General features: G+C 59.4%; 24 protein-coding genes. 13 read left to right on the top strand and 11 right to left on the bottom strand.

The window, feature by feature from the left end; all coding sequences use genetic code 11:
- Window position 1 precedes the first annotated feature (1 nt).
- From ACA051_RS05140 to rlmF, 3 genes are all read left to right on the top strand, one after another.
- Complete coding sequence (locus ACA051_RS05140; RefSeq protein ID WP_497373761.1) at window positions 2–388, top strand: DNA polymerase III subunit chi; 387 nt, start codon at window positions 2–4, stop codon at window positions 386–388.
- Between the two features lie 265 nt (window positions 389–653).
- Window positions 654–3,500, top strand: coding sequence for a valine--tRNA ligase (locus ACA051_RS05135; protein ID WP_497373759.1), 2,847 nt, complete (start codon window positions 654–656; stop codon window positions 3,498–3,500).
- Window positions 3,501–3,729: 229 nt separating this feature from the next.
- Window positions 3,730–4,752, top strand: coding sequence for a 23S rRNA (adenine(1618)-N(6))-methyltransferase RlmF (gene rlmF, locus ACA051_RS05130; RefSeq protein WP_497308251.1), 1,023 nt, complete (start codon window positions 3,730–3,732; stop codon window positions 4,750–4,752).
- Window positions 4,753–4,961: 209 nt separating this feature from the next.
- On the opposite strand, the gene ACA051_RS05125 is transcribed toward rlmF, so the two are convergent.
- On the bottom strand, window positions 4,962–5,243 hold the full coding sequence (locus ACA051_RS05125; protein ID WP_007905514.1) for an HU family DNA-binding protein: 282 nt from the start codon (window positions 5,241–5,243) through the stop codon (window positions 4,962–4,964).
- Between the two features lie 394 nt (window positions 5,244–5,637).
- Between ACA051_RS05125 and yejK the strand changes: the two genes are divergently transcribed.
- Window positions 5,638–6,642: a nucleoid-associated protein YejK gene (gene yejK / locus ACA051_RS05120; protein WP_219095810.1), complete on the top strand. Its 1,005-nt coding sequence runs from the start codon at window positions 5,638–5,640 to the stop codon at window positions 6,640–6,642.
- Entirely contained in the window at window positions 6,642–6,992 is a 351-nt protein-coding gene (locus ACA051_RS05115) for a glutaredoxin family protein (protein WP_497308249.1), read from the top strand. Before yejK ends, ACA051_RS05115 begins: the two co-directional genes overlap by 1 nt.
- A 158-nt stretch (window positions 6,993–7,150) precedes the next feature.
- Here ACA051_RS05115 and ACA051_RS05110 read toward each other — a convergent pair whose 3' ends face one another.
- The 4 genes from ACA051_RS05110 to ACA051_RS05095 form a co-directional block, all read right to left on the bottom strand.
- Window positions 7,151–8,086 (bottom strand): glutathione S-transferase family protein, encoded by a 936-nt coding sequence (locus ACA051_RS05110; RefSeq protein ID WP_497308247.1) that lies wholly within the window; start codon window positions 8,084–8,086, stop codon window positions 7,151–7,153.
- A gap of 88 nt (window positions 8,087–8,174) precedes the next feature.
- Window positions 8,175–8,486, bottom strand: coding sequence for a GIY-YIG nuclease family protein (locus tag ACA051_RS05105; protein ID WP_497308245.1), 312 nt, complete (start codon window positions 8,484–8,486; stop codon window positions 8,175–8,177).
- A 40-nt stretch (window positions 8,487–8,526) separates the two neighbouring features.
- The gene (locus ACA051_RS05100) at window positions 8,527–8,997 is read right to left on the bottom strand and encodes a nuclear transport factor 2 family protein (RefSeq protein WP_497308243.1); all 471 of its coding nucleotides are present in this window, start codon (window positions 8,995–8,997) and stop codon (window positions 8,527–8,529) included.
- A 102-nt stretch (window positions 8,998–9,099) separates the two neighbouring features.
- On the bottom strand, window positions 9,100–9,732 hold the full coding sequence (locus tag ACA051_RS05095) for a response regulator (protein ID WP_497308241.1): 633 nt from the start codon (window positions 9,730–9,732) through the stop codon (window positions 9,100–9,102).
- Between the two features lie 355 nt (window positions 9,733–10,087).
- Between ACA051_RS05095 and ACA051_RS05090 the strand changes: the two genes are divergently transcribed.
- The 5 genes from ACA051_RS05090 to ACA051_RS05070 all read left to right on the top strand — a co-directional run bounded on the left by ACA051_RS05090 (window position 10,088) and on the right by ACA051_RS05070 (window position 15,901).
- Complete coding sequence (locus ACA051_RS05090) at window positions 10,088–10,720, top strand: DUF1120 domain-containing protein (RefSeq protein WP_497373757.1); 633 nt, start codon at window positions 10,088–10,090, stop codon at window positions 10,718–10,720.
- Window positions 10,721–10,787: 67 nt separating this feature from the next.
- Complete coding sequence (locus ACA051_RS05085) at window positions 10,788–11,408, top strand: DUF1120 domain-containing protein (protein WP_497373755.1); 621 nt, start codon at window positions 10,788–10,790, stop codon at window positions 11,406–11,408.
- Between the two features lie 51 nt (window positions 11,409–11,459).
- The gene (locus ACA051_RS05080) at window positions 11,460–12,176 is read left to right on the top strand and encodes a fimbria/pilus chaperone family protein (RefSeq protein WP_497373753.1); all 717 of its coding nucleotides are present in this window, start codon (window positions 11,460–11,462) and stop codon (window positions 12,174–12,176) included.
- 106 nt (window positions 12,177–12,282) lie between these two features.
- Window positions 12,283–14,751, top strand: coding sequence for a fimbria/pilus outer membrane usher protein (locus tag ACA051_RS05075; RefSeq protein WP_497373751.1), 2,469 nt, complete (start codon window positions 12,283–12,285; stop codon window positions 14,749–14,751).
- Between the two features lie 10 nt (window positions 14,752–14,761).
- Complete coding sequence (locus ACA051_RS05070; protein ID WP_497373749.1) at window positions 14,762–15,901, top strand: DUF1120 domain-containing protein; 1,140 nt, start codon at window positions 14,762–14,764, stop codon at window positions 15,899–15,901.
- 7 nt (window positions 15,902–15,908) lie between these two features.
- Here the strand turns inward: ACA051_RS05070 and ACA051_RS05065 are convergent, their stop codons facing one another.
- Both ACA051_RS05065 and ACA051_RS05060 read right to left on the bottom strand, forming a co-directional pair.
- Complete coding sequence (locus ACA051_RS05065) at window positions 15,909–17,216, bottom strand: CynX/NimT family MFS transporter (protein WP_497373747.1); 1,308 nt, start codon at window positions 17,214–17,216, stop codon at window positions 15,909–15,911.
- Window positions 17,206–17,865: a FadR/GntR family transcriptional regulator gene (locus ACA051_RS05060; protein WP_497373745.1), complete on the bottom strand. Its 660-nt coding sequence runs from the start codon at window positions 17,863–17,865 to the stop codon at window positions 17,206–17,208. Before ACA051_RS05060 ends, ACA051_RS05065 begins: the two co-directional genes overlap by 11 nt.
- A gap of 167 nt (window positions 17,866–18,032) precedes the next feature.
- Here ACA051_RS05060 and ACA051_RS05055 point away from each other — a divergent pair, with 167 nt between their 5' ends.
- Together ACA051_RS05055 and ACA051_RS05050 are read left to right on the top strand one after the other, a co-directional pair.
- The gene (locus tag ACA051_RS05055; protein ID WP_497308225.1) at window positions 18,033–18,344 is read left to right on the top strand and encodes a type II toxin-antitoxin system MqsR family toxin; all 312 of its coding nucleotides are present in this window, start codon (window positions 18,033–18,035) and stop codon (window positions 18,342–18,344) included.
- On the top strand, window positions 18,341–18,829 hold the full coding sequence (locus tag ACA051_RS05050) for a type II toxin-antitoxin system MqsA family antitoxin (RefSeq protein ID WP_497373743.1): 489 nt from the start codon (window positions 18,341–18,343) through the stop codon (window positions 18,827–18,829). Before ACA051_RS05055 ends, ACA051_RS05050 begins: the two co-directional genes overlap by 4 nt.
- A 65-nt stretch (window positions 18,830–18,894) precedes the next feature.
- Here ACA051_RS05050 and ACA051_RS05045 read toward each other — a convergent pair whose 3' ends face one another.
- From ACA051_RS05045 to ACA051_RS05030, 4 genes are all read right to left on the bottom strand, one after another.
- Window positions 18,895–19,659, bottom strand: a complete 765-nt coding sequence (locus tag ACA051_RS05045; RefSeq protein WP_007944823.1) for an amino acid ABC transporter ATP-binding protein — start codon at window positions 19,657–19,659, stop codon at window positions 18,895–18,897.
- 10 nt (window positions 19,660–19,669) lie between these two features.
- On the bottom strand, window positions 19,670–20,767 hold the full coding sequence (locus tag ACA051_RS05040; RefSeq protein ID WP_497308221.1) for an amino acid ABC transporter permease: 1,098 nt from the start codon (window positions 20,765–20,767) through the stop codon (window positions 19,670–19,672).
- Window positions 20,768–20,777: 10 nt separating this feature from the next.
- Complete coding sequence (locus tag ACA051_RS05035) at window positions 20,778–21,959, bottom strand: amino acid ABC transporter permease (protein WP_497308219.1); 1,182 nt, start codon at window positions 21,957–21,959, stop codon at window positions 20,778–20,780.
- 65 nt (window positions 21,960–22,024) lie between these two features.
- The gene (locus ACA051_RS05030; protein ID WP_497308218.1) at window positions 22,025–23,053 is read right to left on the bottom strand and encodes an amino acid ABC transporter substrate-binding protein; all 1,029 of its coding nucleotides are present in this window, start codon (window positions 23,051–23,053) and stop codon (window positions 22,025–22,027) included.
- A gap of 468 nt (window positions 23,054–23,521) precedes the next feature.
- On the opposite strand from ACA051_RS05030, the gene ACA051_RS05025 reads away from it, so the two are divergent.
- Window positions 23,522–24,178 (top strand): alpha/beta hydrolase, encoded by a 657-nt coding sequence (locus ACA051_RS05025; protein WP_497373741.1) that lies wholly within the window; start codon window positions 23,522–23,524, stop codon window positions 24,176–24,178.

Genomic DNA, 24,178 nt, shown 5'->3' with positions numbered 1-24,178 from the left:
GATGGACACTCCAAAACCGCAACAACAGTCCGCGCACCTGCTGGACGACCTCGAGTCGATCCGTCAACTGCTCGGCGATGACAACCTGCAACCGCCACTGCTGACCGACACGGTCAATGACGGTGATCAGGAACAGATTCCGATGTTGTTCGACTCCGTCAGCGCTGCGTCGCAGACCGTCGAACCGACACCGCCCGCCCCTGCCGCGCAACCGGCACCCGCGGCCAGCAAAGGCCCCGACGCCTTGCTGCACCTGGACAGCGAACTGCGTGCTGCTGCGATGCTGATCATGCAAGACGTGATCGACGACTTCGCACCGCATATCGAAACCGAGATCAAGCGCCGGCTGGATGCGCGGATGGAACGGTTGCTCAGCCAGTACGAATAACACTGAGTCGAGCGGGCTTCTGTGGCGAGGGAGCTTGCTCCCGCTCGGTTGCGAAGCAACCGCAAAACCTGAACACACGGTGTACCTGACACACCTGACTTGCTGTTGTCGGGGCCGCTTCGCGCCCCAGCGGGAGCAAGCCCCCTCGCCACAGGATCATTCCACATTTGATCTGCGCCCGGTCCGCCCCTGCTCGCCCTCTGCCCCATGCCCCGCTATACTTGCCGGCTTTTCCTGAATAAATGCCAATAGGGTCCCGCCGCGCATGGATAAGACCTACCAGCCGCACGCCATTGAAACTTCCTGGTACAACACCTGGGAGTCAGAGAATTACTTCGCCCCGCAAGGCGCGGGCGAGTCCTACACCATCATGATCCCGCCGCCGAACGTCACCGGCAGCCTGCACATGGGTCACGGCTTCAACAACGCGATCATGGACGCCCTGATCCGTTTCCGCCGCATGCAGGGTCGCAACACCCTGTGGCAACCGGGTACCGACCACGCCGGTATCGCCACGCAAATGCTGGTGGAACGCCAACTCGAAGCCCAGGGCCAGAATCGCCACGACCTTGGCCGGGAAAAATTCCTCGAGAAAGTCTGGGAGTGGAAGGATCAGTCCGGCGGCAACATCAGCCGTCAGATCCGCCGCCTCGGCTCATCCGTCGACTGGAGCCGCGAGCGCTTCACCATGGACGACGGTCTCTCGGAAGCGGTTAAAGAAGCGTTCGTTCGTTTGCACGAAGACGGCCTGATCTATCGCGGCAAGCGCCTGGTCAACTGGGACACCAAGTTGCACACGGCAATTTCCGATCTCGAAGTGGAAAACCACGACGAGAAAGGTTTCCTGTGGAACCTGAAATACCCACTGGCCGATGGCGCCAAGACCGCTGACGGCAACGATTATCTGATCGTCGCGACCACTCGCCCGGAAACCATGCTCGGCGATGCCGCCGTCGCGGTTAACCCGAACGATGAACGCTACAAAGCCCTGATCGGTAAATTTGTCGAGCTGCCGCTGATCGGCCGCCGCATCCCGATCATCGCCGACGATTACTGCGATCCTGAATTCGGCACCGGTTGCGTGAAAATCACCCCGGCCCACGATTTCAACGACTACGAAGTCGGCAAGCGCCATAACCTGCCGCTGCTGAACATCTTCGACAAGAACGCCGCCGTACTGCCGGCCTGTCAGGTGTTCAACCTTGACGGCACGCTCAACGAAAGCATCGACGGCACCCTTCCGGCCGAATACGCCGGTCTGGACCGTTTCGAAGCGCGCAAGCAGATTGTGGCTGCCTTCGATGCCGCCGGCTTGCTGGTCAGCATCGACGATCACAACCTGAAAGTGCCGAAAGGCGACCGTTCCGGGACCGTTATCGAGCCGTGGCTGACCGACCAGTGGTATGTATCGACCAAGCCGTTGGCCGAGCCGGCCATCGCTGCCGTTGAAGACGGCCGCATCGCCTTCGTGCCGAAACAGTACGAAAACATGTACTTCTCGTGGATGCGCGACATCCAGGATTGGTGCATCAGCCGACAGCTGTGGTGGGGCCACCGGATTCCAGCCTGGTACGACGAGTCGGGCAAAGTCTATGTCGGCCGCGACGAAGCCGAAGTACGTGCCAAGAACAACCTCGGCCCGGACGTTGCGCTGCAACAGGACAACGACGTTCTCGACACCTGGTTCAGTTCGGGCCTGTGGACGTTCTCCACACTCGGCTGGCCTGAGCAGACCGAATTCCTGAAGAAATTCCATTCCACCGATGTGTTGGTGACTGGCTTCGACATCATTTTCTTCTGGGTTGCCCGGATGATCATGCTCACCATGCACCTGGTGAAGAACGAAGACGGCACGCCGCAGGTTCCGTTCAAGACCGTTTATGTTCACGGTCTGGTCCGCGATGGCCAGGGCCAGAAGATGTCCAAGTCCAAGGGCAACGTCCTGGACCCGCTGGACATCATCGACGGTATCGAGCTCGAAGAGCTGGTGCAGAAACGCACCTCCGGCATGATGCAGCCGAAACTGGCGAAGAAAATCGAGAAGCAGACCCGCGACGAGTTCGCCGACGGCATCGCCAGCTACGGCACCGACGCCCTGCGCTTCACTTTCTGCTCGCTGGCGTCCACCGGCCGCGACATCAAGTTCGACATGGGCCGCGTCGAAGGCTATCGCAACTTCTGCAACAAGATCTGGAACGCCGCGCGCTACGTGCTGGACAAGGGCGAAGACTGCGGCCAGAACGGCGAAGCCTACGAGTTGTCCCTGGCGGATCGCTGGATCATCTCGCAGCTGCAACGCACCGAAGCCGAAGTGACCCGTCAGCTCGACCAGTTCCGTTTCGATCTGGCCGCACAAGCCTTGTACGAGTTCATCTGGAACCAGTATTGCGACTGGTACCTGGAACTGTCCAAGCCTGTGCTGTGGGACGAAAACGCGCCAGTCGAACGTCAGCGTGGCACCCGCCGCACCCTGGTTCGGGTGCTGGAAGTTGCCCTGCGTCTGGCGCACCCGTTCATGCCGTTCATCACCGAAGAAATCTGGCAGCGCGTCGCGCCGCTGGCCGGTATCGAAGGCAAGACGATCATGCTGCAACCTTGGCCAGTGGCCAATGAAGCGCGCATCGATCAGGGTGCCGAAGATGACATCGAGTGGCTGAAGACGCTGATGCTCGGCACGCGCAACATTCGCGCCGAGATGAACATTGGCCCGGGCAAGCCGCTGAACCTGTTCCTGAAAAACGTCAGTGCCGAAGATCAGCGTCGTCTTACCGAGAACGAAGCCCTGCTGAAGAAGCTGGCTCGCCTCGAATCGATCACTGTGTTGGCTGCCGGCGAAGAAGCACCGCTGTCCGCCACCGCACTGGTGGGCGAGATGGAAGTGCTGGTGCCGATGGCTGGCCTGATCGACAAGGACGCCGAACTGGCGCGCCTGGACAAGGAAATCCTGCGTCTGCAGGGCGAAGTTCAGCGGGTGGGCGGCAAGCTGTCTAACGCCGGTTTCGTCGACAAGGCCCCGGCCGAAGTCATCGAGAAGGAACGCGCCAAACTGGCTGAAGCAGAACAGGCTTTGGGCAAGCTGGCGGAGCAGCATGCGCGGATTGCCAGTTTGTAACGGCAAATCGCAATGAAAAAGGGAGGCCCTTGTGGCCTCCCTTTTTTGTGCCCGCCCTTTTCGCTTTCTGTAGGAGCGAGGCTTGCCCGCGAAAAACGATAACGCGGTGTACCTGATTGACCGTGTCGCGGCCTTCGCGGGCAAGCCTCGCTCCTACGGGATCCCCGCGCAGCCATTGTCTGTGGGACAATACCCGCCACTTTCAGCCATACCCGAATCGACCACACCCATGAACGCCCCCCGCACACCCCGCCCTGCGCGTAAAAAGCCTGACTCCGCGACCCCGGCCAAAGCCGTTGAGCCGCGCGAAAAGGCCAGCCTGCACCCGCGCAATCGCCACCAGGGTCGCTACGACTTCCCGTCGTTGATCAAAACCACGCCGGAACTGGCGAAGTTCGTGATCATCAACCCTTATGGCAAGGAAAGCATCGACTTCGCCAGCCCGGATGCGGTGCGGGTATTCAACCGAGCGCTGCTCAAGTCGTTCTACGGCATCGCCCATTGGGACATCCCGGCCGATTACCTGTGCCCACCGGTTCCGGGCCGTGCCGACTACGTGCACTTCCTGGCCGACCTGCTGGCCAGCGTCAACGACGGTGAAATCCCTCGCGGTGCGCCGGTCAAGGTGCTCGATATCGGCATGGGCGCCAACTGCGTCTATCCGTTGATCGGCTACAGCGACTATCGCTGGCACTTCCTCGGTTCGGAAATCGACCCGACGGCGGTGGCTGCAGCCAAAGCCATCGTGCAATCCAACGGTCTGAACAAAGCCATCCAGTTGCGTCAGCAAAGCAATCCCAAGCACATTCTGCTGGGCCTGCTCGAACCCGGCGAACGCTTTGACCTGACCATGTGCAACCCGCCGTTCCATGCCTCGATGGACGAAGCGACCAAAGGCAGCGAGCGTAAATGGCGTGCTCTGGGCCGCGCCGACCCGAAGCGCAAACTGCCGGTGCTGAACTTTGGCGGTCAATCGGCCGAACTGTGGTGTGAAGGTGGCGAAGCACGCTTTGTGACGCAACTGATCGCCGAGAGCGCGCATTTCCAACACAAAGTGCTTTGGTTCAGCACGCTGGTGTCGAAGGCTTCGAACCTGCCTTCGATCCAGACGGCGCTGAAAAAGGCCGGTGTTCTGGAAAGCCAGGTCGTGGAAATGTCTCAGGGCCAGAAGCAAAGCCGCTTTGTCGCGTGGACCTTCCAGACCAAATCCGAGCAACAGGTCTGGCGCGAGCGCTGGGTAAAGAAAAGCTGAGTAACTGACCGACGCAGATCAAAATGTGGGAGCGGGCTTGCTCGCGAAAGGGCCATAACATTCAGCATCAATATTGAATGTAAGACCGCTTTCGCGAGCAAGCCCGCTCCCACAATGGGTTTAGCGGTGTATGCGGGAGCACCTCTAAATCGCAGACACAAAAAAGCCGTGCCCGGATTGCTCCGGAGCACGGCTTTTTTTACTGCGTCTTACTTGTTAACAGCGTCGGTCAGGCCTTTGGCCACAACCAGCTTGATAACTTTCTTGGCAGCGATTTCGATGGCAGCGCCAGTCGAAGGGTTACGGCCGGTACGGGCTGGACGCTCAGTCACTTTCAGTTTGCCGATACCTGGCAGAGTGATTTCGCCGCCGTTTTCCAGCTGATCGGCAACGATTTGGCCCAGTTGGTCCAGAGCGTTACGCGCGGTGGTTTTTGGCGCGTCGATAGCTTCAGCGATGTCGGCGATCAGTTGGTCTTTAGTAAGAGCCATGTAGTGTTCCTTCCCTATCAAATTCATATGGATTGCAGAGTGCAGTGTCAGCCATCGAGCCCGATCTTCTGGATCTGGCACCCTCGGCCAATAACCACGGGATCGGGGTTATAGATACCGAAATCAGGGTTTGGTTCGACCTGACAAATGCTGAATGCACGCTTAACGCAGTGACTTCGCGTAAGACGGGGCAAAACTAGCACAGAGACGGGGAAATATCCGCCTCTAGCTACCCATTTGGTCAGCTTTATTGCTCTAAAACGGGAAAAAACTGCATAAGGTCCGTCGCACGGCTGCGAATTACCCTTCGAGCCGCGCCAAAACCAGTGGTTGCGGTACACTTGGCACTTTTTGGGGGAGCACGCCCTCCTCTCTTCAACCAGCCGAGAAGCCCATGCCGATCCGTCATTGCATCGTCCACCTGATCGACAAAAAACCCGACGGCACACCCGCAGTTCTCCACGCCCGCGACTCTGAACTGGCCGAGTCGAGCGCCATTGAGAACATGCTTGCCGACCTCAACGAAAGCTACAACGCCAAACAAGGCAAGGCCTGGGGTTTCTTCCATGCCGAGTCCGGGGCGCATCCGTTCAGCGGCTGGCTGAAGGAATACCTCGAGGGCGGCAAGGATTTCACGGCGTTCAGCCGGGTGGCGGTGGAACACCTGCAAAAACTGATGGAAGAGTCGAACCTCTCTGTGGGCGGCCACGTGCTGTTCGCGCATTACCAGCAGGGCATGACCGATTACCTGGCGATCGCCCTGCTGCACCACAGCGAAGGCGTTGCAGTGACCGACCAGCTGGACGTGACCCCGTCCCGACACTTGGATCTGGGCCAGTTGCACCTGGCGGCACGGATCAACGTGTCCGAGTGGCAGAACAACAAACAGTCCAGGCAGTACATTTCGTTCATCAAAGGCAAGAACGGCAAAAAGGTGTCGGAGTATTTCCGCGACTTTATCGGTTGCCAGGAAGGCGTCGACGGCCCGGGCGAAACCCGCACCTTGCTCAAAGCCTTCAGTGATTTCGTTGAAAGCGAAGATTTGCCGGAAGAGTCCGCCCGCGAAAAGACCAAGACCCTGGTCGATTACGCCAGCAGCCAGGCCAAGCTCGGCGAGCCGATGGGCCTGGAAGAACTCTCCGAACTGATCGACGAAGAGCGCCCGAAAGCCTTCTACGATCACATCCGCAACAAAGATTACGGCCTGTCTCCGGAGATCCCGGCGGATAAGCGCACCTTGAACCAGTTCCGTCGCTTCACCGGCCGCGCCGAGGGTCTGTCCATCAGCTTCGAAGCGCACCTGCTGGGCTCGAAGATCGAATACGACGAAGAGGCCGGCACACTGATTATCAAGGGCCTGCCCACTCAATTGACTGATCAGCTGAAACGGCGCAACTGATGCTGAACGGCGTGCTGAAGAAATTCCTGCTGATCCTGTTGGTGGTCGTGGTTTACCAGAACTGGGGCAAGATCGAGCGAGTGTTCAATCCGAGCCAAGTGGTGTCCGAGCAAACCCAGGCCAAGGCCAGCGTCGTGCTCTACGCGACCGATTGGTGTGGCTACTGCAAACTGACCCGGCGCTTTCTCGATCAGAAAGGCATTCCGTACAAGGAATTCGATATCGAGAAAGACGCCGAGGCGCGCAAGGCCTATGAGGCGTTGGGTGGCGGCGGGATTCCGATTATCGATGTGAACGGGACGTTGATTCGCGGGTACGACCCCGATGCGATCCTCGCAGCCCTCAAATAGCTGATCAGGCCCACAATCCTTGTGGCGAGGGAGCTTGCTCCCGTTGGACCGGTCCGCGTTCGGGCGCAGCAGTCCCTTTTTTGGGGCCGCTTCGCAGCCCAGCGGGAGCAAGCTCCCTCGCCACAGGTTCAAGCCAGTCCACCCATACGTGAAGTAGGCTACTTCGCTTCGATACGGAAACCAAACCGCGGAAAGTGCACATGCACCACACCGCACCGTTCGTCGTCACGACGCAGAATCAACTCCTCTCTCCCCGCAAACAGCAACTCACCCGCCACCGGATCAACGCCGTAGTCCGTTGCCGCGATGACCACTTGCTGGCCAGCCTCAAACCCATTCGGCTCATCGAACTGCTCATCTGGTAACGCGGCCGGTGTGGCATGTCGCGCAACGTCCAGCGCTTGCTCGGACGCCATCTCACTGAACGCGCCATGCCCGAACCCCATCACGCGACCCAACCACGCCGACACCGCCGGATAAGCATCCACCAGTGGTGAAGTCACGGGCGTGGCCTTGAGGAACCACATCGGATGGGCCAGCGCAAAGTCGGCAATCGACGGCTCGCCGAACAGAAAGTCTCCGCGCTCGCGCTGAAGCTGCTGCTCCAGGCGCGCCATGAGGGTTGGCCATTGGTGACGGGCTTGCTCGGTGGATAACTTTGTCGCGCTGCCCCCGCTGAAGAGTCCGGCGCGATCAGCCAGAAACGCCTTGATCGCTTCCGGCGGCAGGCTGGCGAAACGCACTGCTATCGATTCCGGTTGAAATACCAGGCTCACGGCATGCTGGAACACCACCGAATCGGCCCAGGCGGCGAAGGTCGCGGCGATCATTTCCTGACCTTCCGGGAAGAACGCCGGCAAGGCTTTCTCCTGCTCCAGACGACGGGCAATCAGCGACGTGTCGCAATAAATATCCGCGCCAATCTGCAATACGGGCGTCTTGCGGTAGCCACCGGTCAGGGCGGTCAGATCAGGTTTTGGCATGATCGGCGCGATCTTCACCGAGCGCCAGGACAACCCCTTGAAACCCAGCAGCAAGCGGGCCTTTTCGGCGAAAGGGGACGTCGGGTAATGATGAAGAATTAACTCGGACATGCTCGGCTCCGCCGCACGGATAAGGAACCCGCAGCTTAGCGCGCAATCCAGGGGCAGCCTACAGATCTGCCTGATGGGCACTTATCAGTCAGGTTGATAAGCCCGCGGCAGCGCTGGCGACCAGGCATTCCTTGGCGCTTTTCCTGAGTTTTTTGATCAAGCGTTCCTGACGCAGTGCTTCGCCTTTGTCGCGGCAGACTTCTGTGTAGACCAAAGCCACAGCAGGGCTGGAAAGGAAGAAGCGTGCGCCCTTGCCACGTTGGTGGGTAGCGAAGCGGCGCACGGGATCGTCGCTGACCCCGCAGTACAGCGAACCGTTGGCCGCGCGAACGAGGTAGACGAACCAGGGTTTGCTCACCGGCGTGTCGGCGTCGACAGGGATTTCGCTGGGGGTAGTCACGTATCGATCAAGGCTTGAAAGGAAACAAGCCGCGATCTTATCAGCGACTGGCCTGGAATGCCTTCAGCCCCTTCAAGGCTTGAGCGCGAACGGCATTTTTCACCACAGGCGTCCAGCCCAGCAACAGCCCCTTGAAACCTAGCGCCTGGCGCGACCAGGCCCACAGATCGAAGCTGTCATGGTGCTCGCAGATCTTGCCGTCACGAAACACGAACTGCGCCTGAATATCATTGACCACCGTGTTGCCGGTCTGGCTGAACAGATAGGTCGCGACCCAATGCGCACCGCCGGTGCGGTCCTCGGCTCGAACATTGTCGAACGTCAGAGAAAAATCCTTCGCCCGAGTCGTGAGCATGCGCCACATGTCGCCGGCATCGCGGCCTCGCAGTTCGCCGAAGGCCGGATCACTGAACACCACGTCATCGGTGTAGCAGGCGCTCATGGCCTCGGCATCCAGCCGCTGGAAGGCTTGATAGAACTGGGTGATCAATGCGCGGTTGGCATCACTCATGGGCAGGCTCCGGACGTTTGAAGAATTGCCTGCACGATAGTCAACAAATGCGCGGAACACTATCGGTATTCGTGGCGGGAATACCCTGAGGTGCGCCGTCACCTAATGCACCATGCCGCTGTCCCGGGCGTAGGCAAAAAGGTCTACATCCGTGGAGATGCCCAGCCTCTGCATCGCCATGCTTTTCTGTTTGCTGATAGTCGACACGCTGCGTTTGAAGTAGGTCGCAATTTCACTGACGGTCATGCCGCTGGCGAGCATTCTCACCACTTCATGTTCTTTGGCCGACAGCGAAGGGGAATGCGACTGAGCCGCGATGTCTGCCTGAGCCAGCGCCGTACGCAATGACTTGCTGATAAAACGCCGTCCCTCACCTACCGACTTGATTGCCTGGGGTAGCTCTGTCGCCGAGGCATCCTTGGCGACGATCGCCATCACGCCCTGAGCGAATGCCACTCTTAGCGTCGCAACGCTGGCAAACATGGTGACCAGAATGATCGGCGTCGAAGCGTAGTGACGTCGAACCGTGTTCAGCATCTTCAGTCCGTCGGCCTGTTGGTTGCCCGGCATGGAGAAGTCCGTGATCAACAGATCACACGGTGTGGTTGAGAGAAGGCTCAACAGGCTGTCCGGGCCATCGGCCTCCCCCACGACCACACACGTCCGGCTTAGATTGATGAGCATCCGTAACCCGATGCGGACGACAGGATGGTCGTCAGCAATAATTACGCGCATTGTCGGATTTATCCTGTTTGGTGACTGGAATATGCGAAAAATAGCGCCGTCCTATTCCGACCACAACGACCAATCTCGACCGAATAACCCCCTCCCCCAACGTATCCGGGGCTCTGTCCTTTCTCTGATAAAACAAAAGGAACCGCCCTACGTTTTAAAGCTACGCAGCTCACACCAAAAGACTACAGACAACACTTCGCACGATGACGATCTGTAGCCCGCCATGACCTTTCCTACCCCCGGCCAGCCTTTTTCGTATTAGTTGCATTCCGCCCGGCTACCTCGACCGATAGATTGCGCCCTGCCTGCACAGGGCAAACTCCTCAACAATCTTTCATCAAGGAAGAGCCGACGCATGAATAAAAACATCCCCCTCCTGACAGCTGCTTTGCTTTTGACCGGCGCGGTGCCGGCGTTCGCAGCGTCCACTACCGAACTGAGCGTGACGGGCACCATCACTCCGGTGGCCTGCACACCTACTCTGGCCAATGGCGGCGTCGTCAATTACGACAAGATTTCGGCAAAGGACCTGAAGCCCACCTCCCACACCCGACTCGAGGACCAATCCATTCAGCTCACCATCGACTGCGATGCACCAGCGCAGTTTGCAATCAGTGTCTCCGATAACCGCAAGAACACAGCGAGCGTGGGCAACTCGGCCTTCGGTCTGGGTTTGATCAACGTGAATGAAAAACTGGGCTCTTACCAATTGAGCTTCATCAACCCGGTCGGCAATGTCCCGGTGAACTCGATGTATTCGAGAAACAAAGGCGACACCTGGAGTCGGCTTGACGCTGACTCCGCGATTTTTCCGACGGACTGGGTCGGGTTTGGCAACCGGATCGACAGTAATTGGACACCCGATTTCCTTCAGACCGTGACGGTGGATATTGCACTGACAACCCTGATTGCCCCCGCCAACAACCTGACCCTGACCGACAAAGTGAATCTCGACGGCTCCGCAACCCTGCAAATCGAGTACCTGTAACTCGACTTCATTTAACGGGCAGCGTGAGGAATGCGGCGTTGCCCGCTCATTCAAAGGATTAACGCTCATGGACAGAAGCTCCCTTGCGCTTTGGCCGCTCCTGTTGATCACCTGCGCACCCGCGGTTTTCGCCGCCAGCAATGCCGGGTTGAGCATCACCGGGTTGATCACCCCTGGCGCTTGTACACCGACCCTGTCCAACGGCGGCATCGTTAGCTACGGCAAACTGACGGTGAAGGATCTGAATCCGGACCAGCCCACAAGCCTGCAAAACGGCACGCTTTACCTGGAGGTGAACTGCGAAGCCGCCACTCTGTTTACCCTGACGACAATCGACAATCGTGATGGTTCTTCGGCTATTCACCCCAGTCACCATGGACTGGGCGTGATCAACGACGATCAGAATCTTGGCAGTGTGGCATTCGGGCTGTTTGATACGGTGGCTGATAAGGCTCCGGTAAGAACCATCATGTCCCGTAACGACGGTGCCAACTGGCGGGTCTCCTCCTACCTGGGACATGCCGCCCTGACCTCGTTCGCGGCGCTGACGGACCTGACCTCACCGATCGCCATTAAAAACCTGAACGCCCGGCTCACGGCGTTTACCACCATCGTTCGCGCGAACGACCTGACGCTGAACGACGAAATCCCCATCGACGGGCAAGTCACCGTGCAGCTGAATTATTGACAGGCCGGTGTTCCCGGCACCTATTTATTCGACCACTCAACGAGACACGTCATGACGTTGTTTTCATCTGTCACCCGCCCTCTACTCCTTGGCGGGATCGGTACACTCGCCTTCTTGCTGACCGCACCGGCCCAGGCCGACGGCATGGTTCCGAACACATCGGTGGTCATCGTCAACGAGGCCGACGGCGAAGCGTCCGTTTCAGTCACCAACACCGATGCCAACCTGGCATTGATGCATGTCACCCTCGAAAACATCCCAGAGGACAGCGAGCCCCTGGTGTTCGTGACGCCACCGCTGGCACGCGTCGAAGCGGGCAAAACCCAGTTGGTCCGGTTCATTCTGCAAACGGAAAAGCCCCTGCTGACTCAGCGATTGAAGCGGGTGATCTTCGAAGGCATCCCCCAAGGCAAACCGGCCGCAGAGGCTGGCCGGGCACGGGTAGGCGTGACCGTGCGCCAGAACTTGCCGGTGATCCTTCACCCCAAAAGCCTGCCGCCCAATCGCAAGCCGTGGACCGACCTGCAATGGTCGCTGAGCGACGGTCAACTGATCGTGCGCAACGACACCCCTTACGTGGTTCGCCTCAGCCAGGAAGTGCAATTACTGCCTTCCGGCGGCAACGCGATGTTGCCGAAAACCTACGTGCTGCCGGGCGAGCGCATCAGCATCAAGGCACCTGAAGGGGCCGCCACTCAGGTGCGCTTTCAACCGGCGACCGTCTATGGCTTTGCGGTGCAGCATTACGAGGCGCCGCTCCGGTCCTGACACCCACCTGAGAATGAGCGCCGACGTTTCAGGGCGACGGCCGGTTGGCCGTTGCCACAGGCGTGTCCGCAACCCCGACGCGCCGCTATAACTCCAAGTGAACCCGATGAACACAGTATCAACTTACCGTGACGGCGAAGCCGTGCCCGTCATTCGGGCCGCCACTCGCCCTGAACTTTTGTGGCGGCGGACCACGATGGCGATGCTGCTGAGCAACATGCTGATGATGCTCGACGCTCATGGAAACGTGTCATTGCCAACGTCGTTCGACAAAGACACGTTGCTGCAGCGGGGAATCGATCCGGGATTGGCGACGTCGCTGATGCAGGCACCGCAATTCACCGCAGGCCGGCACCCGGTCACGCTCACCGTCAACGGCCAGCGCCTCGGCCGGGTCGATGCCACGTTCAACCGTGAAGGAGACGTGTGCTTCGATCGCGTCCTGCTCGATGCGGCGAACCTGAACGTGCCGACCCGCCTGCTGAACGAGGGTCGGTGCCACGACTTTCTCGGCACCTCACCGCAGACCGTCATCGAACCTGACCCCGCCAGCCTTGCCCTGTCGTTGATCGTCCCCACCGATGCGCTACGTCCCGCCGTCCGGGATTTTTCCACCTATCAAACAGGCGGCATGGCCGGTTTGCTCAATTACGACGTCACCGGTTTGCACAGCCGTTCCGGCGACCGTTCAAACCGCTACGCCTCGGCCAACACCGAACTCGGTTTCAATGCCGGCGACTGGATCGTGCGCAGTCGTCAGGTGCAGACCTGGCAGGACGATGCTTCCCGAACGACACCGGTCGCGGCCTACGCCCAGCGCACCTTCGCCAGTCAGGAGGCGGTGCTGCAAGCGGGTCAGATCAACCTCTATAACCCGGTGCTGGCCGGTGCCCGGATCACCGGTGTGCAGGTGCTGAATGAGCAAGCGCTGCAGGTCGAGGGGCAAGGTGCGGTCATCGAAGGTATTGCCAACAGCCAGGCGCAGGTCGAGGTTCGCCAAAACGGTACGCTGATTCATTCCACCGTGGTGCCCGCCGGCCCCTTTGCGCTCGACAATGTGCGACGCCTCAACACCCGCTCCGATGTAGAGGTCACCCTCAAGGAAGCCGATGGCAGCGAACGCAGCTATGTTGTCCCCGCCGCGATGCTCGGCTTCGGCTTGCCGGCGCCCGGTTATTCGTTGGCCGCCGGCCGAGTGCGCGGTACTGGCGAGACACAGGGCGGCGAGCCGTGGGTGATCAGTGGCGGCTGGAGTGGTGCACTTCACCCGCAAGTCTTGCTCAGCACAGGCCTGACCGGTGCCGCCGACTATCACGCAGCGGCTGCCGGCGTGGGCTTGTTGCCCACGTCCGCGACACAGGTTCAGGCCACCCTGACAGGCACCGCCGCCCGTGGCGAGACTGCTCGGCAGGGACTTCAGGCTGACCTGACCGTATCGCACCGTTTGAGCGAACAGTGGGCGCTCAATGCCGGAGGCTCTTACCGCACCCTTGGCTACCGGGAACTGGAAGATGCGGTGTTCGACAGCCCCTGGGACAACGATGAATCCACTTACCGCGACCAACAAAGCGCCGCCCTGTCGTGGTCCCACCCATGGCTAGGCGCCTTTAGCAGCGGTTTCAGCCGCTCCCGTTCATTCGACGGCCAAAGCAGCAGCCGCGCGCTCGCCTCCTGGGGTAGCAACATCGGGGCGGTGTCTGTGTCCGTGACGGCCGAATGGCAGGTCAGCGGCAAGGACCGCAGCGATGACAGCGTCTACCTGAACCTGAGCATTCCATTGGGTGAGAACCGTCGGGCGCGCTCCTGGGTGCGCAGCGCCTCAGGTGAATACCGCAGCGGTGTGGGTTTGAGTGAGCAGATCAACGATCAACTGGCTTACCGACTTGGCATTGAACACGACACGCATGACAGACAGGTGCAATCCACTGCCGGTATTTCGCTGTTACCGCGCTACAGCCAACTGGACCTGAACTACACCCGCACCGACGCCGAGCGTTCCAGCTATCAGGCCAGCGCCCGTGGTGGCGCCGTGTTGCACGGCGGTGGCGTGACGCTGTCGCCTTATCCAGTGAGCGACACGTTTGCGCTGTTGTCGGTAGGCAATATAGGCGCCATCAAAGTGGCAACACCCAGCGGCCCGGTCTGGACCGACTGGCAAGGTCAGGCCGTGGTCCCGCAAGTGGCGGCTTATGGTCGTAGCGCAGTGGAGGTCGACACCAAAACCCTGCCGCGCAATGCCGATATCCACAACGGGATGGCGGTGATTTCTGCCGGTCGCGGTGCCGTGGACAACATCGAGTTCGGCATCAGCATGACCCGCCGCGCGCTGCTCAAGGTCACCACCACCAATGGCGTCCCCCTGCCGAACGGCGCAGCCGTGAACACCGAAGATGGCGAGTTCGTCACCCTGGTGCAGGACGGTGGCCTGGTTTTCCTGCCCAACGTTCTGAACTCACGCGCACTGTGGATCTCCGCGCCTGGGCTGGATCGCTGCGAACTTCAGTTTGAACTGCCGGCCGCCCCCGACACCCAGGCGTATTACGAAACCGCCCCCGCCAAGTGCCAAGCGCTCTGAGAATAACGCCATGAACCTGTTCCGCTATTTGCTATTGCCACCCACCCTGTTACTGAACGGATTCGTTTCGCCCGCCTGGGGATACTCTGACGACTGCCAGTTCAACCTGAGCCAGCCGGTGCTGGATTACGGGCTGATGAACAGGGCAATTCGCCCCGATTCAACACCGGAGCGGAACCTGGGAGAACGCCAGCTGAACCTGAGCCTGAACTGCTCACAACCCATCGACATGACCCTGTTCTATCGAGCCATGGCCGCGACGGCCACCCGCTTTCACTTTGCCGAACGCGGCAGCTACCAACTGCGCATTCGCGACGCCGTACTGGATGGTCAGGTGGTCGATCTGGGGTTGGTCGGCGGTAGCGGCCAGCCACCCACAGAATCAGCGCGCAACCTGATTTGGCGACCCGGGTTCGGGATCACTCCGGTGCAGGCCGGCGTGCCGATACAGGGCCGACATTTCTCGGCACAGCTTGAGCTGACGGCTTGGGTCAAAGACCAAGGGATGCAAGTACGTGAAGCGGTCACCTGGGAAACTTCCGCTGTGTTCGACGCCGTCGCTGCCGGGCGCACCCAGGAGGCGATCTTGCGTGCCCGCTTCGCGCCTGCGGCCTGCGAACCGGTGCTGTCCAACGGCGGCGTGGTCGACTTCGGGAAGCTGTCAAAAAAAGACCTGAACCCTGACCAGAGCACTCGCCTCCCTCCCCAGTCTCTGACGTTAAGAGTGGGCTGCGACGCGCCCACTTCATTCGCCCTGATCATGCATGACAACCGCGATGGCACGGCGACCATCAGCAGCGAGATCGACTATGGCCTCGGCAGGGACCACCGCAATAACAGGATCGGCCGGTATTCACTCAACGTCGACCCGGCTAACGCCAGCGCCGACCGTTTCGCCCGTCTTTTACGCACCGACTCCACCACCGGTGGCATGACCTGGAACAGCGCCAGCGCCAACCCGATCCCCCTCGCCAAGACGAGTTACCTGGGGTTTACCGACGGCGCCGGCAGTAACTCTGGCCCGGTGCTGATCCAGAACCTCAGCACCACGGTGACTGTCGACGCGGTCATCGCGCCGGCCAACAGCCTGGAGTTGAGCAGCGCCATCGACCTCGATGGCTCGGCGACGGTCGAGATTGTTTACCTCTGACATCGGCTCAGACTTTTTCGCTTTCAACCTGAACGTACAACGAACGCCCGGCGCCGAGGCCGGCGATGATGGCGCCAAGACCGATCACGCCGAAGATCCAGCCCAGCGCGGTCCAGCCGCCCGTCCAGTCATGCACGATACCGACCGCGAATGGCCCCATGGACGCCAGGGTATAACCGAATCCCTGGGCCATGCTCGACAGGTTGGCGGCCACATGGGAATCGCGCGAGCGCAGCACGATCAGGGTCAACGCAAGACTGAACGCACCGCCCTGCCCCAGACCGAGCAGGATCGCCCATCCCCACAGGCCTTCGATCGGCGCATAGAGACAGCCGAACAGTCCGCCGAGTGTCAGCAGCATGACCACCACAATCGCCAGCCGCTGATCCTTGCCGCGCGTCGCCAACCAGGGCGCCGCCAGAGAACTGGCCAACTGCACAATCACCGAACCGGAGAGCACGAGACCGGCCTGGGTCGGTGTCAGGCCGCGACCGATCAGGATCGATGGCAACCAGCCAAAGACGATGTACGCCAGGGATGATTGCAGCCCCATGTACAACGTGACTTGCCAGGCCAGCGGATCACGCAACAGGCCGCGAACCCGATAGGCGACGTTATGTGCGCCGTGTTTCTGACCGACTTGCGGTAACCAGAAAACCGCCGCAACCAGCGCAGGCACGACCCAGAAACCGAGGCCCAAGGCCCAGCTCTTGTCGAAATGTTCGCTCAACGGCACCGTCGCACCCGCCGCCATCGCCGCGCCCAGACAAAGAGCCATGGTGTAGACGCCGGTCATGGCGCCGGCCTGTTTCGGGAAGTCGCGCTTGACGATGCCCGGTAACAACACACCGATCACACCGATGCTCGCACCGGCCAATACACTGCCGGCGAACAGGCCGACCTCACCGAATGAACTGCGCAGGATGATACCGCCGGCCAGCATCAGCAGAATGCCCAATACCACGCGCTCGGCGCCAAAACGTCGCGCCAGCAAGGGCGCCAGCGGAGCAAACAAACCGAGGCACAGGACCGGCAACGTTGTCAGCAGTCCGGCCTGGGACGCCGACAAGCCGAGGGTCTTGGAGACTTCGCTGAGCATCGGCGCCATGCTCGACAACGCCGGGCGCAGGTTCAGCGCGACCAGAATCAAACCCAGCAGCAACAGCCAAGGACGACGCAGGCTTGGATGCTGCTGCTGGACCTCTTCGTCATCGGCCTCGGCGTCGATCAGCAGCTCTTCGAGTTCTGCTGTGCGCTTGGGTTGAGTGATGTTGCTGTTGCTGCTCGACATGGAATTCTCGGTTTCAAGGTTCATTGATCAACTGCCTCGACAGGGCTTTAGCCCGTTCCGGGTCGCGTTGTTCGACGGCATCAAGCAGCTCGATATGAAGGTCGAACACTTCTTGGCGTCGGGGGAAGATGTTCAGGGTCTGGCGCAATTGCGCGCCGACGATGCTGGAGAAATAGCGATACAGCTCGCTGAGGGTCGGGTTGTGCGCGGCGTCCACCAGACGGCGGTGGAACACCAGATCGCAGGCAATGTAGCTGTCGAGATCGCCGTGATAGTGGCTGCCGCTGACGCCCAGCGCTTCGCGCAACGCCACCAGGTCCTCGTCAGTTCTGCGCAAGGCCGCGAGGCCGATAGCTTCGACTTCAAGGATGTGCCGGGTCTCGCGGGCCTGTTCGTGGGAGCAGCGGGACAGGGCCTTCATGGTATCCAGCGGATCGATCACCGCCCGCAAGTAACTGCCGTCGCCCTGACGGATTTCGATCAAACCGGAAAACGCCAATACACGCATGGCTTCACGCACGGTGTTGCGGCTGATGCCCAACTCGGCGGACAGCTCTGGCTCGGTAGGCAAACGCTGGCCGACCTGCCAAGTGCCAGCATTGATGCGTTGGCGCAGTTGATCCAGGGCCTGATCGACCAGGGATCGCTTAACGAGTGGTGAAATGTCTGACATAGGATTCGCCCTTTCATCCAATCATAGGATGAATTTTCTGACATGTTAGTCAGCTTCACGTAGGACGGCAACCGCCTAAGGTCAGAGGCAGGGAAATGGAGCGGGATTTTCGATTAGTCAAAATTACCCTTTAAGGGTAATTTCAGGGATAGGGTTTTTGGTTTCTTATGGAAAAGAGCACACCCCATTACGACTTGGCGGTGGTCAAGGCGGAGGTTGTCAGGCTAGGCAAAAAGGCATTCACCCGGCGGGCTCTCGAATCGGGCAATGACATGGGTTTCACCCTCTGGCAAATGATCCAGGCGATCTGTGAACTGGAGCGCCGAATGCTCTTCAAATCCATGACCACCTATGTCGACCACAGAGTCTGGCAAGACGTTTATCACACGAAATTTCATGGAATGGAGATTTACATAAAAGTGTCTTACCGCCCCGGCGGTGGACATCCAGTAGTCTCCTTCAAGGAGAAAAATCTATGAGAACGCAGCAATGCGTCAACTGCGGCACTCACGATGGAATGGGACACTTCGAAGGACGTACCCTCTCCGTCAATTACAAACAGATGTCCCGACTTGTTAACGATCTTGCAGGCTGGGAGTGCAGAGTCTGCGGTGAAATAGAATTCGATCATGACACCGACAGCGCCGACCGTTATTCGGATGCCGGCGATCAATTGCTCGCAGACTGCTTGCAACTGATCGGCTCTGAAATAAAGCGTATCCGCCGCAAACTCCACCTCACGCAAAAGAACGCAGTGAAGTTGCTGTCCGGCGGTGGGAACAATGCCTTTTCGCGGTATGAGCGTGGTGAGCTGCCTGCGCCCAAACCGTTGCTCACACTGATGCAGTTGTTGGATCGTCATCCCTATTTGCTGGCTGAAATTCAAGTCTTGAACGAAGGTGCCGCCCTCAAACAACTATTGGTCGCCCGTCATCCGGAATTTGAAGCGGCACTCACCTCCTGACCCCGAACCCCAGACAAAAATAAACCCGGAACACTGTCCGGGTTTATTTCACTGCCAAGCGTCGATCAATGCAGGATCTGGCTCAGGAACATCTTCGTCCGCTCATTCTGCGGGTTGTCAAAGAAGTCGTTCGGCGCTGCCTGCTCGACGATTTCACCCTTGTCCATGAAGATCACGCGGTTGGCCACGGTGCGGGCGAAGCCCATTTCGTGGGTCACGCAGAGCATGGTCATGCCGTCTTCGGCCAGACCGATCATGGTGTCCAGAACCTCTTTCACCATTTCCGGGTCGAGTGCCGAAGTCGGTTCGTCGAACAGCATGATTTTCGGTTTCATGCACAGGGCGCGGGCAATCGCCACACGCTGTTGCTGGCCGCCGGACAGTTGCCCCGGGAATTTATGCGCCTGCTCCGGAATGCGGACGCGCTCCAGGTAATGCATGGCGATTTCTTCGGCCTGGCGCTTGGGCATCTTGCGCACCCACATCGGTGCCAGCGTGCAGTTCTGCAGGATGGTCAGGTGCGGGAACAGGTTGAAGTGCTGGAACACCATGCCGACTTCACGACGGACCGATTCGATCTGCTTGAGGTCGTTGGTCAATTCCACACCATCGACCACGATGCGACCCTGCTGGTGTTCTTCCAGACGGTTGAGGCAACGAATGGTCGTCGACTTGCCGGAACCCGACGGGCCGCAAAGGACGATTCGCTCGCCCTGCTTGACGTTCAGGTTGATGTCTTTCAGCACGTGGAACTGGCCGTACCACTTGTTCACGCCCTGCATCTGAATAATGCCTTCAGGGCTCACAGGCTTTTTGATTGCTTCGCTCATTACAGAACTCCTAACGCTTGTGGCCAGTGTCGAGCTTGCGTTCCAGATGCATGGAATAGCGCGACATACCAAAACAGAAAATCCAGAACACCAGGGCCGCGAACACATAGCCTTCGGTGGCCATGCCCAACCATTTCGGGTCGGCGGCGGCTTGTTTGACGCTGTTGAGCAGATCGAACAGGCCGATGATGATCACCAGGCTAGTGTCCTTGAACAGCGCAATGAAGGTGTTGACGATGCCAGGAATCACCAGCTTCAGGGCTTGCGGCAGAATCACCAGGCCCATGCTGCGCCAGTAACCGAGACCCATCGCTGCGGCCGCTTCGTACTGACCTTTGGGAATCGCTTGCAGACCGCCACGCACCACTTCGGCGACGTAGGCCGACTGGAACAGGATCACGCCGATCAGTGCTCGCAGCAGCTTGTCGAAGTTCATGCCTTCAGGCAGGAACAACGGCAGCATCACCGAGGACATGAACAGCACCGTGATCAACGGCACGCCGCGCCAGAATTCGATGAAGGTCACGCAGACCACTCGAATCGCCGGCATGTTCGAACGACGGCCCAGCGCCAGTACGATACCCAGCGGCAACGCACCGGCAATACCGACGGTGGCGATCACCAGGGTCAGCATCAAGCCGCCCCATTGGCTGGTCGCCACCTGGGTCAGGCCGAAAACGCCACCATGCAACAGGCACCAGGCAATGATCGGGTACAGCACCAGGAAGCTCAGCCCGTACACCGCTTTACGCGGGAAGCGCGAGATGAACAACGGTGCCACGCCGATGACTGCCAGCCACACGGTCAGGTCCACGCGCCAGCGCAGGTCCACAGGGTAGTAGCCGTACATGAACTGGCCGAAGCGCTGCTGGATAAACACCCAGCAGGCGCCTTCCTTGGTGCAGTCGGCCTGGGAGGTGCCGACCCAGTTGGCGTCGAGGATCGCCCACCCAAGGATCGGTGGAACCACCAAGTAGATGAGGTAGAACGCAAACAGGGTCAGCAGCGTGTTGAGCCAGCTGGAGAACATGTTGGCGCGCATCCATGCGATCACACCGATGCTGCTGCTCGGTGGGGGCATGTCAGGTTTGAAAGTATGAGTACTCATGCGCTTTTCCTTACCGCTCGATCAGCGCAATGCGCTTGTTGTACCAGTTCATCAGCAGGGAAATGCTGATACTGATCGCCAGGTACACGCTCATGGTGATGGCAATCACCTCGATCGCCTGCCCGGTCTGGTTCAGCACCGTACCGGCAAACAACGACACCATTTCCGGATAACCGATACCGGCCGCCAGCGAGGAGTTCTTCGCCAGGTTCAGGTATTGGCTGGTCAGCGGGGGAATGATCACGCGCAGGGCTTGCGGGATGATCACCTTGCGCAGGGTCGGACCGTTGCGCAGGCCCAACGAGTGCGCCGCTTCGGTCTGGCCGTGGCTGACCGACTTGATGCCCGAACGCACGATCTCGGCGATGAACGCCGCGGTGTAAACGGTCAGGGCCAGGGTCAGCGCCAGCAGTTCCGGGATCAACACCCAGCCACCGACGAAGTTGAAGCCTTGCAGCTTGGGCATTTCCCAGTGCACCGGCGCGCCGAAGATCAAGGCGCCCAGCGCCGGAATCACCAGAAACAGCGCCAGGCCGACCCAGAATTTGTGGAACGGCACACCGGTCGCTTCGAAACGCTTGTTGGCCCAGCGGCTCATCAGCACGATGGCGACAATGGCCACGACGACACTGACCACAAACGGCCAGAAACCGTCCGCAGCCAACGCTGCCGGCATATTCAGGCCGCGGCTGCTGACGAAGAAGGTGTCGCCGAAGTTGTGGCTGTTGCGTGGCCCCGGCATGGTCAGGAACACCGCGAAGTACCAGAACAGGATTTGCAGCAGTGGCGGAATGTTGCGGAAGACTTCCACATAAACAGTCGCCAGCTTGGCAATGATCCAGTTCTTCGACAGCCGTGACACACCGACGATGAACCCGAGGATCGTCGCCAGGATCACGCCGATGAACGTCACCAGCAGCGTGTTGAGCAAGCCGATGACAAACACACGGGCATAGCTGTCCGATTCGGTGTAGTCGATCAGGTGTTGAGCGATGCCGAAACCGGCACTGCGCTCCAGAAAGCTGAAACCGGAGGTAATGCCCCGGTGTTGAAGGTTGGTTTGCGTGTTGTCGAACAGGTACCAGCCCATCGAGACCACCGCCACAATGGTGATGATCTGAAATAGCCACGCACGCACTTTGGGATCGCTGAGGCTGAGCCTCTGCTTTGGTGCGCCGATTGAATTTTGCATGAAGTGCCCCGGATGTAATGGAACAGAACATCACCCGGTGGTTGGCCCACCGGGTGATAGAACCATCAGCGCACTGGTGGTGCGTATTGAATGCCGCCGTTGTTCCACAGAGCGTTCAGCCCGCGGTCGATGGCCAGTGGAGTGCCCTTGCCGAGGTTTTTCTCGAACACTTCACCGTAGTTACCCACTTGCTTGACGATCTGCACGACCCAGTCTTTCTTCACTTTCAGGTCTTTGCCGTATTCACCGTCAGCGCCCAGCAGACGAGCAACGTCCGGGTTCTTGGTGGATTTGGCTTCAGCTTCAACGTTTTTCTGGGTGATACCCATTTCTTCAGCGTTGACCATGGCGAACAGGGTCCACTTCACGATGCTGAACCACTCTTCGTCGCCTTTACGCACGACTGGGCCCAGAGGCTCCTTGGAGATGGTTTCCGGCAGAACGACGTAGTCGGTCGGGGTCGCCAGCTTGCTGCGTTGTGCGTAGAGCTGGGATTTGTCGGAGGTCAGCACGTCGCAACGACCCGATTCCAGCGACTTGGCGCTTTCATCGGAGGTGTCGAAAGTGATCGGGGTGTATTTCAGACCGTTACCGCGGAAGTAGTCGGAAACGTTCAGCTCGGTGGTGGTACCGGCTTGAATGCAGATGGTGGCGCCGTCGAGCTCTTTAGCGCTTTTCACGCCCAGCTTGTTGTTCACCAGGAAGCCGATGCCGTCGTAGTAAGTCACGCCGGCAAACACCAGACCCATGCCCGAATCGCGGGAGCTGGTCCAGGTGGTGTTACGCGACAACACGTCGATTTCGCCGGACTGCAGCGCGGTGAAGCGCTCTTTGGCGTTCAACTGGCTGAACTTGACCTTGGTCGCATCGCCGAAAACGGCAGCGGCCACAGCGCGGCAGACGTCAGCATCGATACCGATGATCTTGCCAGTGGAGTCCGGAACCGAGAAGCCCGGCAGACCGTCACTGACACCGCACTGTACGAAACCTTTCTTCTGAACTGCATCCAGGGTTGCACCCGCCTGAGCGAACCCGCTGACACCAAGCACTGCAGCTGCAGTCACGATAGCCAGGGTGGATTTCAACATCTTCATTCAAACCTCCAGTTTTGCTCTTGTTGTGTCGGAGCGTGAGTCCAGTCGCACCCTTATGAGGCGTAGTCGACCCGTGTTGGCTTTTTTTGGGGTCAACCGACGTAAAGACCTTAGCTATGAGTCTAGTAAGAGAAAATCCACATCATGGACAACTCACTTCTCACCAATCGGCCGAACGGGCTGTAGCCCTTTCACGTTCGCGAAGCCCGTAGCGGCCACTGGCGAACATCCATCACCGGATTCTTTGCTATCCCGCTGCCAGCAGTACACTGATAGTGTTACCGCAAGGCGCGAGATAGGTTGCACCGCTTTCACATAGCAAAGCCCGTACCAGACCGCTTGCCGATGCGGTTAAGGGACAGGTCAATAGCAAAACTTGTAGCCTTGCGACATCTTATTAACGGATCAACCTGACGCGCACTCACATCACGCACCCAATGAGAGCGCACGCACAAAACTGGAGCAGCCATGACCGAGCCCTTGATTCTTCAACCCGTAGAGCCCGCAGACGCCTGCGTTATATGGCTGCACGGCCTGGGCGCCGACCGCTACGACTTCCTGCCGGTTGCCGAGGCGTTGCAGGAAACCCTGCTGACTACGCGCTTCGTTCTCCCCCAGGCACCGACCTGCGCCGTGACCATCAACGGTGGCTACGCGATGCCCAGCTGGTACGACATATTGGCCATGAGCCCGGCGCGCGCGATCAATCGCGAGCAGCTGGAAGAGTCGGCGGACAGGATCGTTAAATTGATCGAAGTGCAGCGCGCCATCGGAATAGACGCCTCGCGGATCTTTCTGGCAGGCTTTTCCCAAGGTGGCGCGGTGGCGTTACACACCGCGTTTCTGAAATGGCAGGGACCGTTGGGTGGCGTACTTGCCCTCTCGACGTATGCACCGACCTTCAGCGATGAACTGGAGCTTTCCGCCAGCCAGCAACGCATTCCCGTACTGTCTTTGCATGGCCAGTACGATGACGTCGTTCAAAACTCCATGGGCCGCACCGCTCACGAGTATTTAAAGCAGCGTGGTGTCACCGTGACATGGCAGGAATACCCAATGGGCCACGAAGTGTTACCCGAAGAAATCCGCGACATCGGCGTCTGGCTGGCCGAGCGTTTACGCTAA

Source organism: Pseudomonas sp. LBUM1669, assembly GCF_059695705.1.
Note: the sequence above shows the minus strand (reverse complement) of the source record. Positions and strands in the feature narration are given on the sequence as shown.

Coding starts and splice junctions, on each gene's coding strand:
- ACA051_RS05030 (WP_497308218.1), bottom strand. CDS start 23,053: ATGAAGATGTTGAAATCCACCCTGGCTATCGTGACTGCAGCTGCAGTG.
- ACA051_RS05065 (WP_497373747.1), bottom strand. CDS start 17,216: ATGAACCTTGAAACCGAGAATTCCATGTCGAGCAGCAACAGCAACATC.
- ACA051_RS05045 (WP_007944823.1), bottom strand. CDS start 19,659: ATGAGCGAAGCAATCAAAAAGCCTGTGAGCCCTGAAGGCATTATTCAG.
- ACA051_RS05050 (WP_497373743.1), top strand. CDS start 18,341: ATGAGAACGCAGCAATGCGTCAACTGCGGCACTCACGATGGAATGGGA.
- ACA051_RS05055 (WP_497308225.1), top strand. CDS start 18,033: ATGGAAAAGAGCACACCCCATTACGACTTGGCGGTGGTCAAGGCGGAG.
- ACA051_RS05110 (WP_497308247.1), bottom strand. CDS start 8,086: ATGTCCGAGTTAATTCTTCATCATTACCCGACGTCCCCTTTCGCCGAA.
- ACA051_RS05070 (WP_497373749.1), top strand. CDS start 14,762: ATGAACCTGTTCCGCTATTTGCTATTGCCACCCACCCTGTTACTGAAC.
- ACA051_RS05135 (WP_497373759.1), top strand. CDS start 654: ATGGATAAGACCTACCAGCCGCACGCCATTGAAACTTCCTGGTACAAC.
- ACA051_RS05035 (WP_497308219.1), bottom strand. CDS start 21,959: ATGCAAAATTCAATCGGCGCACCAAAGCAGAGGCTCAGCCTCAGCGAT.
- ACA051_RS05095 (WP_497308241.1), bottom strand. CDS start 9,732: ATGCGCGTAATTATTGCTGACGACCATCCTGTCGTCCGCATCGGGTTA.
- ACA051_RS05040 (WP_497308221.1), bottom strand. CDS start 20,767: ATGAGTACTCATACTTTCAAACCTGACATGCCCCCACCGAGCAGCAGC.
- ACA051_RS05075 (WP_497373751.1), top strand. CDS start 12,283: ATGAACACAGTATCAACTTACCGTGACGGCGAAGCCGTGCCCGTCATT.
- ACA051_RS05140 (WP_497373761.1), top strand. CDS start 2: ATGGACACTCCAAAACCGCAACAACAGTCCGCGCACCTGCTGGACGAC.
- ACA051_RS05085 (WP_497373755.1), top strand. CDS start 10,788: ATGGACAGAAGCTCCCTTGCGCTTTGGCCGCTCCTGTTGATCACCTGC.
- ACA051_RS05125 (WP_007905514.1), bottom strand. CDS start 5,243: ATGGCTCTTACTAAAGACCAACTGATCGCCGACATCGCTGAAGCTATC.
- ACA051_RS05060 (WP_497373745.1), bottom strand. CDS start 17,865: ATGTCAGACATTTCACCACTCGTTAAGCGATCCCTGGTCGATCAGGCC.
- yejK (WP_219095810.1), top strand. CDS start 5,638: ATGCCGATCCGTCATTGCATCGTCCACCTGATCGACAAAAAACCCGAC.
- rlmF (WP_497308251.1), top strand. CDS start 3,730: ATGAACGCCCCCCGCACACCCCGCCCTGCGCGTAAAAAGCCTGACTCC.
- ACA051_RS05100 (WP_497308243.1), bottom strand. CDS start 8,997: ATGAGTGATGCCAACCGCGCATTGATCACCCAGTTCTATCAAGCCTTC.
- ACA051_RS05080 (WP_497373753.1), top strand. CDS start 11,460: ATGACGTTGTTTTCATCTGTCACCCGCCCTCTACTCCTTGGCGGGATC.
- ACA051_RS05025 (WP_497373741.1), top strand. CDS start 23,522: ATGACCGAGCCCTTGATTCTTCAACCCGTAGAGCCCGCAGACGCCTGC.
- ACA051_RS05090 (WP_497373757.1), top strand. CDS start 10,088: ATGAATAAAAACATCCCCCTCCTGACAGCTGCTTTGCTTTTGACCGGC.
- ACA051_RS05115 (WP_497308249.1), top strand. CDS start 6,642: ATGCTGAACGGCGTGCTGAAGAAATTCCTGCTGATCCTGTTGGTGGTC.